Annotated in this window: 11 protein-coding genes; 1 reads left to right on the top strand and 10 read right to left on the bottom strand. The window is 35.1% G+C overall.

The features are described from left to right. Position 1 precedes the first annotated feature (1 nt). From yhbY to guaB, 5 genes are all read right to left on the bottom strand, one after another. Positions 2-316, bottom strand: coding sequence for a ribosome assembly RNA-binding protein YhbY (gene yhbY, locus LDP15_RS08680; protein ID WP_003129828.1), 315 nt, complete (start codon positions 314-316; stop codon positions 2-4). Between the two features lie 45 nt (positions 317-361). Further along, positions 362-1606, bottom strand: a complete 1245-nt coding sequence (gene hflX / locus LDP15_RS08675) for a GTPase HflX (RefSeq protein ID WP_010905219.1) — start codon at positions 1604-1606, stop codon at positions 362-364. Positions 1607-1689: 83 nt separating this feature from the next. After that, positions 1690-2193: an NUDIX hydrolase gene (locus LDP15_RS08670; protein WP_225513375.1), complete on the bottom strand. Its 504-nt coding sequence runs from the start codon at positions 2191-2193 to the stop codon at positions 1690-1692. Positions 2194-2261: 68 nt separating this feature from the next. Beyond that, entirely contained in the window at positions 2262-3437 is a 1176-nt protein-coding gene (yqeH, locus tag LDP15_RS08665) for a ribosome biogenesis GTPase YqeH (RefSeq protein ID WP_014571938.1), read from the bottom strand. A gap of 175 nt (positions 3438-3612) precedes the next feature. Continuing rightward, positions 3613-5094, bottom strand: coding sequence for an IMP dehydrogenase (guaB, locus tag LDP15_RS08660; RefSeq protein ID WP_003129822.1), 1482 nt, complete (start codon positions 5092-5094; stop codon positions 3613-3615). A 381-nt stretch (positions 5095-5475) separates the two neighbouring features. Here guaB and LDP15_RS08655 point away from each other — a divergent pair, with 381 nt between their 5' ends. Next, positions 5476-6855 carry a GH25 family lysozyme gene (locus LDP15_RS08655; RefSeq protein ID WP_225513374.1) on the top strand — a complete coding sequence of 460 codons (1380 nt, stop codon included), beginning with the start codon at positions 5476-5478 and terminating at the stop codon, positions 6853-6855. 137 nt (positions 6856-6992) lie between these two features. Here the strand turns inward: LDP15_RS08655 and LDP15_RS08650 are convergent, their stop codons facing one another. The 5 genes from LDP15_RS08650 to LDP15_RS08630 are packed head-to-tail and all read right to left on the bottom strand — an operon-like array spanning position 6993 to position 13831. Continuing rightward, complete coding sequence (locus LDP15_RS08650) at positions 6993-8414, bottom strand: DUF2142 domain-containing protein (RefSeq protein ID WP_225513373.1); 1422 nt, start codon at positions 8412-8414, stop codon at positions 6993-6995. A 1-nt stretch (position 8415) separates the two neighbouring features. After that, positions 8416-10215: a cell surface protein gene (locus tag LDP15_RS08645; protein ID WP_225513372.1), complete on the bottom strand. Its 1800-nt coding sequence runs from the start codon at positions 10213-10215 to the stop codon at positions 8416-8418. A 28-nt stretch (positions 10216-10243) separates the two neighbouring features. Further along, positions 10244-11662: a polysaccharide biosynthesis C-terminal domain-containing protein gene (locus LDP15_RS08640; protein WP_011675252.1), complete on the bottom strand. Its 1419-nt coding sequence runs from the start codon at positions 11660-11662 to the stop codon at positions 10244-10246. Then, complete coding sequence (gene glf, locus LDP15_RS08635) at positions 11659-12789, bottom strand: UDP-galactopyranose mutase (protein WP_041167507.1); 1131 nt, start codon at positions 12787-12789, stop codon at positions 11659-11661. Before glf ends, LDP15_RS08640 begins: the two co-directional genes overlap by 4 nt. Before the next feature lie 4 nt (positions 12790-12793). Then, positions 12794-13831 carry a sugar transferase gene (locus LDP15_RS08630; protein ID WP_054246859.1) on the bottom strand — a complete coding sequence of 346 codons (1038 nt, stop codon included), beginning with the start codon at positions 13829-13831 and terminating at the stop codon, positions 12794-12796. Positions 13832-13864: the final 33 nt, after the last annotated feature.

Raw genomic sequence — 13864 nt, 5'->3', positions numbered from 1 at the left:
TTTATTTCACAATATTTTTAACTTCAACCGAAATTTTGCGATTTTCTTTGCGGTCAGAAACTTTAAACACAATGAGATTTCGACCGATGATTTGAACAACATCAAGTCCCATTTCTTCAATTGCTTCTGCCACATCTGTTGCCACTTCATCTGAGTTTTGTAAAATATTAACTTTGATTAGTTCACGTGCATCAGCAGCATTACGAATGCTTGTCAAAATTTCATTAGACAAACCACTTTTGCCAATTTGAACAATTGGTTTAATATTAACTGCCAAGCTACGCAAGTAGCGTTTTTGTTTTCCGTTCATTTCCATGATTTAATTTTTCCTATTTCTATTTTTAAAATTTCCGAGCAACCTTTAGTTATTGGGTAATTTCCAACTCAATTCAGGCGCAATCAATCCTTTAATCAGATATCCTTTTTCACCCTCAACCACTGATTGCACCAAGGCACTTTTTCGTAATTCAGGTAACTGATAGGCTTTTTCGTAAGGTAACTCTAACTCAAAAGCATCAAAAAGTTCATGTAATTTTTCCAAAATTGCTGTTTTCAGCCATTGCACGCCACTTTCAGATTTAATTGAGAGTTGCAAACTTGGCGATAAAGTTGGCAAGAAATCACTTGGTGCTATATCCATTTTATTATAAACATTCAGCACAGGAATATTGGTAAGCTTCAAATCTTCCATGATTTTCAAAACTGTTTGTTCATGAATTTCGTGATGAGGGTTGCTAGCATCCACAACATGAATTAGTAAATCAACATTAGCTGATTCTTCTAGTGTTGATTTAAAAGCTTTAATCAGCTCTGTTGGCAGATTTTGGATAAAACCGACAGTATCGGTCAGTGACACCGTAAAGTCTTCAACCAATTTAACTGCTTTTGTTGTGGCATCCAAAGTCGCAAAAAGTTCATTTTGCTCATATTGTTCTTTATCAAGCCCAACTAAAGCATTCATAATGCTGGATTTTCCGGCATTGGTGTAACCAATTAAACCAATCCGAAAAATTCCTGATTTTGAGCGTTTTTGGCGGATATTTTCCCTTGTTTTTTCAACTTTTTTGAGGGCTTTATCAATGTTTTCAATTCGAGTGCGAATATAACGTCGATCTGTTTCAAGCTTGGTTTCACCTGGCCCTTTAGAACCAATTCCCCCACCTTGACGGCTGAGCATAATCCCTTGCCCCACCAAACGAGGCAAAAGATAATTGAGCTGGGCTTCTTCAACTTGAAGCATTCCTTCATGCGAGCGCGCACGCATAGCAAAAATATCCAAAATCAATTGCATTCTATCGATGACTTTGACACCCAAAGCTTCTTCTAAATTGACATTTTGCCTTGGTGATAAGCGATCATTGAAAATAACCGTATCAATTTCACCCACTTCAATCGCCCAACGCATTTGTTCTAATTTTCCAGAACCAATCATTGTCCGACTATCTGGACGTTCTCTTTTTTGAGTGAATTGGTCAATAACCAAGCCGCCAGCTGTTTTTGTCAGTTCAGCAAGTTCAATCATTGATGACTCAAAAGCCTGAAAATTTTCAGCTGTTTCCACTCCAGCAAGGAGAACTCTTTCTTGTTTTTCTTCTAAATCTATCAAATTTTTAGTAAAATTTTCCTTTTTTATTTTTGTCAGCTGAGTTTAGACTAAAATTGTTATAGAGTCAAACTCTGCTCATTGATTTATTCAGTTGTCACAATTCTTTTGATTTGAGAATTTACTGACAGATTTTTCAGCTCGTCAGCAAAGAATGTCGGGAAAGCTTTGTAATTTTTATACTCAGCAATTGGAATCCATTTCAAAAATTCTTTGCTACCATCAGTCCCAAAACTCTCCGATTTTACTGACAGATTTTCTGTCAGTGGTTTCATCAGAAAATAAAAACTCAACTCATGACAATTGACCTTATTTAAAAAATCACTTTCCTGACCTGTAAAAAAATCTTCATGGATAAAAGCTAATCTTTCGATTTCAAGATGTAAGCCAGTTTCCTCATAAAGCTCACGCAGACAAGCCTCCTCGGCCGTTTCACCCAGTTGCACGGCACCACCAACCGAATAATAATAATCATTGTGGTCATTGCCAACCATCAAAACAGCATCATCTTTAATAATAATTCCAGCTGCCCGATATCGAAACCACTGATTATTACGCGTAAAACCAATATCCTGACTAGTCTCTTCCATTTTATTTCTCCAAGATTTTACTGACAGAAATTCTGTCAGTAATTTTACAAGACAAACTGTGAATGTTTTTACCCAATCAAAGCCTTACGAACAACTACATCCACACCTTCTGGCACCCAAGCTGCCACAACTGCTTTTTGTGGGACACGAACCCAGCCAAGGCCAGAAAAGACAATATCCGATTTGTCAGTAATTTTAAACTCACGACGAACCAATTTAGCACCAACTAAAGCAGGAGCCAAGAGTTCTCCTTTATGCTTTTCATAAAATTCAGTCGCACCTTCGAGTTTCGTCCGATGAACATTGATTTCATTGTCAAAATAAGCCGTCATTCCTTGACGTTCGCCACTTATAAAATCAAAACGTGCCAAACCACCAAAGAACAATGTTTGTTCAGGATTGAGCTGATAAGTTTTCGGCTTAATTTCTTTACGCGGTGACACATATTTCAAATCTTCTGGTTCCAAATAATGAGCCATTTGCCCACGGTGAATAATCCCCGGTGTGTCAATCAATGCCGAATCTTCATCAAGCGGAATTTCAATCTTATCAAGAGTTGTCCCAGGGAAACGTGAAGTTGTAATCACATCCTCAGAACCTGAAGCTGATTTAATAATTGCATTAATCAAAGTCGATTTACCAACATTCGTTACCCCAACCACATAGACATCACGCCCACGGCGGTAGTATTCAATAGCTTCCATCAATTCAGCCACATCATCTTTATTTTGAGCCGAGGTCACTAAAATATCTTTAGGTTTAAGCGAACGTGAAGCCGCTTGTTCTCTTAACCAAGCAGTTAATTTCCCAACTTTTAGTGATTTTGGTAAAACATCACGTTTATTGGCAACCATGAGTAAATCATTTCCACCAGTCAATTTATGAAGGTTAGGAATCAAAGAGCCATTAAAGTCAAAAATATCAACCACATTGACAATCAAAGCATCATGTTGACCAATTTCTTTAAGTAAACGCAAAAAATCTGCATCCGTCAAACTTGTCGGTGCAATCTCATTATAATGGCGCAAACGGAAACAACGCTGACAGTATAAATCCTCAGTTTTGATAGAAGCTTCGCTTCCCTCATCTCCAGCCTGAACAGCTTCCATTTGGTCGCGTTCAGCTATTTTTTTCTTCAAAGCACCCGCAGGCAAAAAGCCAAGTGCATTTTTATCCTCAGTTTGAATTTTTGCACCACAACCAATACAGTACAAATCTTCCATTGTATTTTCATTTTCAATCATATTGCTTATTATACCACATTTCAACAGCATTTTTAGCCTTTTTTCCTATAATAAAAGACCTATTTTTATCATCTTTTTACTGACAAATTTTTCTGTCAGTAAATTTCAAAATAAAAAAGAGAACGACAACTTGTCAATTCCCTTTTTTTACTGACAGAATACTTGTCAGTAATTTTTATTGTACAGAATAGTTAGGTGCTTCTTTAGTAATTTGTACATCATGCGGATGTGATTCTTTCAAACCAGCACCAGACATTTCGATAAATTGTGCTGAATCATGCAAAGCAGTAATATCAGCCGCACCAGTATATCCCATTCCTGCTTTCAAACCACCTAGCATTTGGAAAACGATATCTGTCGCTGTTCCTTTATAAGCCACACGTCCTTCAATTCCCTCTGGAACAAGTTTGTTAGCTTCATTAACAGCCCCTTGGAAATAACGGTCTTTAGAACCTTTTTTCATGGCTGCCAGGCTTCCCATTCCACGGTAAGTTTTAAACTTACGACCTTGGAAGATTTCAAATTCCCCAGGAGATTCGTCAGTACCTGCAAGCATTGAACCGAGCATAACAGCGTCTCCACCAGCAGCAAGCGCCTTAACAATATCACCAGAATATTTAATTCCACCATCAGCGATGATTGTTTTACCAAATTCACGCGCCACATTTGCCGCATCATAAATGGCTGTAATTTGCGGAACACCTACACCAGCAACAACACGAGTCGTACAGATAGAACCAGGACCAATCCCAACTTTAACCACATCAACACCAGCTTCAAACAAAGCACGAGCACCCTCACCAGTAGCAATATTACCAGCAATCAAAGTACGGTCTGGGAAATGATTACGGATTTCACGAATTTTACGTAAAACACCAGCTGAATGTCCATGAGCCGTATCAATAACAATCGCATCAGCCCCTGCAGCGAACAAAGCTTCCGCACGCTCAAAAGTATCAGAAGATACACCAACTGCTCCAGCAACAAGCAAACGACCTTGCTCATCTTTAGCAGCATTTGGGAATTCAATCACCCGTTCAATATCTTTAATTGTAATCAAACCAGCCAATTTACCAGCTTCATCAACCAAAGGTAATTTTTCAATTTTATGCTCTTGCAAAATACGAGCAGCTGTATCTAAAGTTGTTCCAACCGGAGCAGTAATCAGATTTTCAGAAGTCATCATATTTTTGATTTGTTGATTATAATCCGTAATAAAACGCAAATCACGGTTAGTAATAATCCCTACCAATTTACGATTTTCAAGCGTATCAACGATTGGTACGCCAGAAATTCGGTAAGTTGCCATCAAGTTTTCAGCTTCTTCAATTTTATGATTTGGAGTCAAGAAAAACGGATCTGTAATAACACCAGATTCTGAACGTTTCACTTTATGAATTTCTTCAGCTTGTTCCTCAACAGACATATTTTTATGAACTACACCAAGTCCACCTTGACGCGCCATTGAAATAGCCATTTTTGAGTCAGTTACAGTATCCATGGCAGCAGAGATAATTGGAATATTCAAAGTCAAATTTTTAGCCAACTTTGTCTTCATACTCACCTCATTTGGTAAAACATGAGACTCTGCTGGAATCAGCAATACATCATCAAAAGTAAATCCCTTTTTCAAAAACTTAGTTTCCCAGTTTGACATCGAAAATATTCCTCCATTATCGTGCTATATATAAGCAATATAGCTATATTTCTATGGCATTCGCCAATTTTTTATTTTTACTATTCTACCACTATTCCCAAAGCATTTCAACAGTAGAAAACAGATTAAATAAAAAATATGCAAAATTTAAACTCATAATTACCTTATTATTTCATAAACTCGCCTTAAATATGGTAACATATATTATACAGGGTAAAAAAAGACTGTTTAAAATTACATTTAAAACCCAAAGAAAACATTTTCATTAAAATGTTAGTTATTTTTTACTAAAACGCAACAAAGCTTTGTTGTCCTCATTGTAAAATATTATATGAAACCATTTATTTTTCATCCACACAAAGGAAAGCTGAAAATTTAGAAATGAAACTGAAAAAATCCCACATTATTTCCCTAATTCTATTGTCAGGGCTATTAATCGCCAAACCAGTATTTGCTGAAGATAATGTTAGTCAAGATGACCATCCAATGGGCTACTACATCAAACAAGAACAAGAGCAGCAGGCTTCAGATGAAAGTACCAGTACAGACGCAGCTGAAGTACCATCAATCAGAGCACGTTCTTTCGCAGCAGCCATACCAGCTGCGAATGCTCCTGATATTCTTTATTCAGATAATACATCTCTGCCAAGAAAAGATGCCGTTGATATTTCTAGTCATCAATCTTGGATGGTCCAAGCAGATTTTAATGCAATAAAAGCAGCAGGTGTCAAAACTGTTATTATTAAATTGACTGAAGGAACAGGCTATATCAATCCGTATGCTTCAAGTCAGATTCAAATGGCCAAAAGTGCTGGATTAAATATTGCCGTCTATCATTATGCTACCTTGCAAGGAGCTAACTCTCAAGATGCTGGTAACTCCTTGGCTGTACAAGAAGCCAATTATTTTGCAAATACGGCAAAAAAATTAGGACTCTCTACAAATATTGTCATGATTATGGATTGTGAACAACCTTATAAAGATAGCTCTGGAAAAATCATTGGTCCGAATCCCGCTAACGTTGACTGGGCAACTGCTGCTGCAAAATTTGCCAGCCAACTAAAAAGCCAAGGATACAGCAACACGATATTTTATACCTCATCTTCTTGGTTAGGCACAAATACAGCAACTTGCCAAATGAATTATAATACTCTTGGTGGAGCAAAAAAAGTTTGGGCTGCACAGTATCTCTATGGTACTCCCTCTTCTAACAATCTGAAAAATACTCAATACGGTGCTTGGCAATATACCAGCCAAATGCGATTCAAAGGTGGAACATCAAATCTTTTAAATAATAACTTAGATACTTCAATTGACTATAATAATATCTTCAGCGCTCCTTCACAAAATTTACAAGATGTCTATCGTCTCTACAATGCCAACACAGGTGAACATTTTTATACATTAAATTTTGCCGAAAAAACTAATCTTCAAAATGTTGGTTGGCGTTACGAAGGAATCGGTTGGCTTTCTTCCTCAACTGGTTCACCCGTTTACCGAGTTTATAATCCTAATGCAAAAGGTGGAGATCATTATTACACCATGAGCAAATATGAAGCACAGCAACTCGTTAGCAAAGGTTGGCGTTGGGACAATAACGGAGGAGCAGCTTTTTACTCAAACGGTTCCAAAAATCTCTATGTTGCATACAATCCAAACGCTTCCTCAGGATCACACAACTACACCACAAATTCCTATGAACAAGACAACCTCCTCAGACTAGGTTGGAAGTATGGTGCAGTCGCGTGGAAAGTTAATTAAATAAAAAATATAAAAAAAGTCCAGAAAAATTTTCTAGACTTTTTTATTAAGGTTATATCTAGCAAATTTTGTCTCAAAAAAAAAACATTCTAAAAATTGATTATAATTTAGAGTGGTTTTTTTATTAAATAATTTTTTTAAAATTTAAAAATAGTAAACAAAGTATCAAAAAGCAAAGCAGCGTTTGATAAAACAGCGATAACAATTGTTGCTCTGATTACCGTAATTCTCGAAGTGACTCCTAAAACAAATCTATGATTCCCCGCAAATAGAACAAGAAGTGGCAAAAGAGGTGTGATATACCTGCCTTGAATTCCTCCTATTTGTCCCATTAAAGCCCCTCTGTCACCTGTAAAGCCTCCAACATTGGAGTATATTACAAACAAAGCAACAATATTTAAAATAAATATTGCTAAAGCCGTCCAACTTATAATTGACTTTTTCACAAACTTAGTTTCCGAAAAGGCAGCAACTCCCACTAATAAAAACCATACTGCAGAAAAATAAATGGGAATTTTCGAATTTGAACCACTTAAGGGTTTTGTAAAGGTTGAAGTAAATATTGAATAATCCGATCCTCCAAAATTATAAGTAAAATTAATAAATAACTTATAAATTAAAGTTAAAAATCCGCCACGTTGGTGAGTAATATAAAAAGCTATAACTGCAAGAAAGCCTACGGTAATTATCATAAAAATTCTTCTTACAATTGGCGGAGTTAAAACAATAATAGATTTTATTATTCTCTTCAAGGGATATGCAAAAACTAAAAGAGGAATAAATAAGAAAACTAAACAAAGATTTGTTTTTGCCCCCAAATATAATATCGCTGCCAATAAACAAAGTCGCATCAGAGAAAAAATTGTAAATTTATCTCGATTAACAATATTAATCACTGCGGCAATAAAAATAGACACCAAAAGCATCGAAGTAGCATCATAGGAAAGACTTGAAAAAAGATTCATCTGTACAGGGCTTAAAGCTACTACCATAAAAAGTAGTTTTCCTCTTTTTACGAATTTTATTATCAAAAACATTCCTATGGTCATCACAAGCATATTAACTAACCGACCACAGACAATCATCATTCCTATTGAAGGATAAATATGGTAACCTGCCCAGATACCAATAGCAGGGATTAAGTGCCCTATAAAATTATAAGACAATACTTTAGGATACACTGTAGAACGTGGGAGCTTACTCATCGGCATTCTTTGTACTTCTGTCTCAAAATACTTTTTAAAATAGTCTCCATTTTGATAGGCGGGTTTCTGATTCACAAATTGGTCCCCAAACCATTTTGAATTTTCCCCATATACATTTATATCTGTGGTCAAATGAACTATGTTACTTGAATTGACAAAATGATAAACTCCGTCTGGTTCATTAAAAAATGGCATCAAAATCGACAAAACTACGCCAAAGAAAAGGGCAATTACTAAATAATATTTGTGAATCCTTTTTTCTAACCCATCCACTTTAGTGGAAAATAAAGATTTATCGCTCGTTATTTCATACTGATGTTGATGATTGTTTCTTCTATATCTAACTGTATCCATATTATACTACCCTCACTAAAATAACGCCAAGAATCACTATTCCTAAGACCAATACTAGTAATGGGAAAATTATAGATTTCACAGCACTAAAATGAATTTCTTTTTGAGGAGTGACAGACAAAACATTATACTCATTCGTTCCTGCACCATAATCTGGAATAAGACCATTTAACTTGAACGATTGGTTTGCTGCCATTTTCATACTAGTTTTGATGAGTTGACTACCATTCGGTGAAGTTGAAATATCTGAAAAAACAGAAAAACCAATTGGCATTTTATTCATAGAATAATTCGCAGGTGAAGCAACTTGATAAAGAAAATAATCCTTTCCTTTCCCTAAGCCGAATAGTTTAATCAGAGATTCATTAATTTTTGTATCACGCTCATAATTGTAATTAAACCGTGTACTATTTAATTCAATTGGAGAAACATTATTGTCACCAAAAACATATTGATTCCCCCCCCTTAGTAACGTATAACCTGCTGGGTCTATTGTAGAAATGCTTTGAACCTCACTCCATTTTCCTTGATTATCATATAAATACTTCTTACCAGCAACTTCTTTCCCCAGAACATAAACGGAGTCTCTAACCAGCTTATTTTTATTCGTATCCACTTGAACAAAATTAATCCCTGTTGTGTTGATTTTAGGGGCTGAGGTTGTAATTTGTGTCGCCGTTGCTGGAGATATAACATTCGCTGTCATCCCAAAATTGTTATCTGGAGAGCTAAAAGCCTCAATAGGAATAGTCATCTTTGTAGTAGTGATACTTGTTCCTTGCTGGATTGAAATATCATTTAAATAAACAACAGGAGAAAGGTGTGCTTTTATGTCAATGGAAACATCGCTATCCGTTGGGGGAATTACTAATTCATACATATTGATTTGCCAAGAAATTAAAGTTGCTCCTATTGTTTCAGCAACCTTACTTAAATGATCCGGACTAGACAGCGGGTCAAATGTTACCCCAGGATTAATGATAGGTGGAATTAACGAGCTTACCGTATTAGGAACTGAGGTCTCATCAATAACAATATTAGCATCCGGTCTAAGAATAATCTTTGTCAAAGCCGTAGGACTTAACATCTTCTTATTTACTTTAAGTTTGTAATGTATCTCCTGATTTAATTCTACCGTCCGTGGCTGATTTTTTTTAGAATTTCCAGAAGAAAATGAAAGTGAAAGTCCCAAACTATCTGTATCTATAGTAATTTCCTTCATCCCAGGAGTCACTGTAATAAGTTTTACAATCCCTTGACTACTTCCGTCTACAATAGCTGTCAATCCTGTTGAAACTTTTGCGACAGTTCGTCCTTTAGCATCGGTTGTTTCATTTGAACCACTGGGAGTACGCATTCTAACAAAATTACTTGGAGGATTAAAAGACATAATATCTGTTCCGTTATTCGTCTCATTAATTGACTGAAGAAGCTTAAAGTTTGTACTAAAAAGTGTCGAAATTATGGTCTTAGCTTCACTATCAGAATGCTTATTATTTTCTCCAACAGTTAGTCCAGCAACGACTATCATATGCTCGGTATTTTGTGCACCACGCCAATCTGGGGTATTTGTGACTGAGTTAGGAAAAGTCCCCGACTTAATATGCTCATAGGCCGTTTGATAATTTCCAGCCGCAAAGGTCCCATTTTGAATCGGTTCTCCTGAGGCAGTGACTTTTATTGATAGATTCGTGGTAGAAGTTTTTTCCGAGGCACTTACAACCTGTCCTTCAGAAAAAGTAAAGAGAAATAGCCCCAGCACCCCAATGAGAGTGACTAAGAAGGTTACCTTTTTATACATTTTATTCTCCAATCATTTAGTATAAGGGTTATTTTTTACTTACAATCTTTTTGACTTCAATAAAAAGACTAGTTTTCAATAAGATATTAAGAATTATATATATTATAGCACCAATCACTATTTGAAATAAAAGATTACGAAAATTCATCTTCCATAAATTGTTGAGGTAGAAAACCCCCCCAAACATAATCGCACCGGATAAAAAGTACTTCCAACATGATAGAATCATTGTCCCTATCTCAAAATCATTTCTCAAAATATAGAATTGATAAACTGTTACCGCGGCCTCAGCAATTACCGTCGCAATCATCGCTCCTGTAAGCCCTAAAGACGGAATCAAAACAAAGTTAAGCAAAATATTAAGAACTGCTCCAATTGTTACCGAAGTAGTGAACTCTCGCATTCGATTTAAAGGAAGGAGATATTGGATTCCCAAAACATTACTCCAGGCAATAAAAACAATAATTGGAGCTTCCATCATTAACAAAGGTCCTACAGCTACCCATTTTGGACCAAAAAAGAATCCCGCAAAATTGAGTGATATTCCCATCACCCCAAACATTATTGGTATGGCAAGTCCAGTCATAAGAACAAAGGATTTTTTTAAGGTCTCTTGAACCTCTTTAATTTTTCCTTTTGAAAACAGATTGGAAACGTGAGGTAGCATAACTACACCCAAAGAGGTGACAATACTCAATGTTACTTTAATTAGACTATCTGATTGACTAAAGAATCCAGACGCCGTTTTCCCATCAAAAATCCCAATCATCGTCTTGTTGGCAATTGTATAAATTTGTGTCGCAATTTGTGGTAAAAAAAGCAATAATGTTGGTTTTAAATGATGACCTAAGGCAAGTGTTTTCCATTTAGGAGCAAAAATTTCCTTACGTAAATAAGGCCAAAGAGAAAGATTTCCAATCAAAGATGTACCAGTAATAATCAGTACATAAATAGGTAAATCCTTTGGACTCTTAATAAAAGTAAAGATAAAAATAACCGAGATAATAGAGACAATAAAATTACGACCAACGGTCCGCTTAAAGTTCTCTACTCCCATAAAATACCAAGAGATATCAAAAGCGGCAGCGATAATTGCAATACTTTGCAAAAGATAAATTTCAAAATTCTGTTTTTGAAAAGCCAGGAAAATACAGAAAACAAGAAAAGAGAGAGCAATTGTACAAAATCTCAAAAATGAAATTTCCCAAAAAATTTGACTTCTCTTTTCTTTGTTAGATTGATGATAGGCAATCTCTCGATTTCCATAAGTTGTTATCCCAATTGAACCAGCTAATACAAAATACTGGATAATCGCATAAGTAAAAGTATTTATACCTATGGCTGTTGTTCCAAGCACTCTGGAAATATAGGGAATTGTGATAATTGGAATAATCACAATTAAAAGCTGGTAAGAGCTGTTCAAAAGATAGTTTTTTAATACTTTCAATCTTTAAATTCCTTCTCCACAGCCTTTAAAGCTGCATTAAAGACTTGGTCCATATCATAATATTGATAATTTCCCAAACGGCCACCAAAAATCACTGTTTTTTCATTATCTGCTAATTTACGATATTTCTTAAAAAGTTCTGAGTTTTTAGTGTCATTGACAGGATAATAGGCTTCTTTTGTACGATCCCAATCTTGAGGATATTCTTTAGTGATGATTGTTTTATTATCATCGCCTTTTTTGTCAAAATGACGCCATTCCATCACTCGAGTGAACGGAGTTTCAGCATCTGTATAATTAATAACAGCATTTCCTTGCTTGTTATCCGTTTCAAAAGTTTCTGATTCAAAACGAACTGAGCGATACTCTAATTCTCCAAATTCATAGTTGAAATATTGGTCAATCATTCCTGTATAAACAATTTTAGGGAATTCCGCTAAATAATCCTCTTTATTTGAGAAGAAATCAGTATTTACTTGAACATCAATCAAATCAGAATCCAGCATCTTATCAAAAATTGCTGTGTATCCATCTACTGGAACTCCTTGATATCGATGGTTGAAATAGTTATTATCAAAAGTATAACGAACTGGCAAACGACGGATAATAAAACTTGGAAGTTCTGTTGCTTTACGCCCCCATTGTTTTTCTGTATATCCTTTAATCAATTTTGTATAAATATCAGTACCAATTAAAGAAATCGCTTGTTCTTCAAGGTTTTTTGGAATACCTGAAAGACCTGCAGCAACTTTTTGCTCCTCAATTTTTGCCGCTGCTTCTTCTGGAGTTTTCACTCCCCACATTTGATAAAAAGTATTCATATTGAATGGAAGATTATAGAGTTCACCTTTATAATTAGCTACTACTTGGTTAATATAGCCATTGAACTCTGTAAATTGATTAACATAATCCCAAACTTCTTTATTGTCTGTATGGAAAATGTGTGCTCCAAAGTCATGGACATTGATACCATGTTCTTTATGAGTGTACATGTTTCCACCAACATGTGCACGTCGCTCAATAATCAAGCTACGTTTACCACGCTTAGCTGCTTCATGAGCAAAAATTGCACCGTAAGGTCCTGCTCCAACAATTAAGTAATCATAGTTTTTTGTATTATATTTCATTGTTTCACTCATTTGAAATCTCCTCTGCTTTCTCTAAAGCTTCTGTTAAAAAATATCCCATTCGTATTTTATTCCCAAATTTTTCGACATTTTCCCTCATACGATTATAGTCTACTTCTTTAATTTTAGCAATTTTAGAAGGTATTTCCTCCAACGTATTTACCAAAAAACCTAGATTATGCTCCATAATAAATGAGGCAAGAGCAGCTTTTTCCCACATAATTATTGGAAAACCTGCCGCTAAATACAAAGATGTTTTATGAGGATTATTGTATCGTTGATAATTGCCATATTTACCGGTCCCCCCTATGGTTGTTTCGCTATCCCAAATTAGACCATAAGATCCTTGAATAATATTTGGAATTTCATCAGCAGGAAAACTCCCATGATATATAACATTTTTTGATTTTTCCACATCCGAACTAACATTTGGACCATATAAGTTAAAATCAATTTCAGAAATCTTAAATAGTTCCATTAAATATGATGATTTCTCTGGGGCTAAATTCCCCGCAATGATTACACTTTTACCATAAGTTCCTCCTGCATCTTCTTTGATCACAGAAAGATAATCAAAAATTTCTAAATCTATTATATTATTTTTCTTATATCCTTCTTTGACAAGCCAAGAAACCATTTTGTCATTGTGAGCAATAAAATAAAAATTACTATTTTTAAAATTCAGGAGATTTCTATAGGGTGTCGAATTATTTTTTCCTATACGTAGCTCATAAATATCATGAATCAGTATAAAAACCTTCAGGCTTTTACTACGTTTTTTAAGAAAATAAAGACATACTCTTTCAAAGAAAAAAATTGGAGGAAAATTTGATACAACCTTTGTATTTTTAGGAAGAAATAATATTCTAATCATCACTTGCACTGAAAAAAATAATGTTCTTAAATATATATTTTTTATATTGACTTTTGACAAAAGACTTTCATAGCCCATTTTTTCAAAAATTTCTGTAGCATCATTTACTGCTTTTGAACCTGCATTCATATTTTCTTTTTGTAATGCGTTAATATAATACTTTTTCAATTTTTCCTAACTTTCATCTTTTGAAACTCAACC

The organism is Lactococcus sp. SK2-659, from assembly GCF_020218185.2.
In the GTDB taxonomy this organism is placed as follows: Bacteria; Bacillota; Bacilli; order Lactobacillales; family Streptococcaceae; genus Lactococcus; species Lactococcus lactis.
This window is presented reverse-complemented; position numbering and strand designations above follow the sequence as displayed.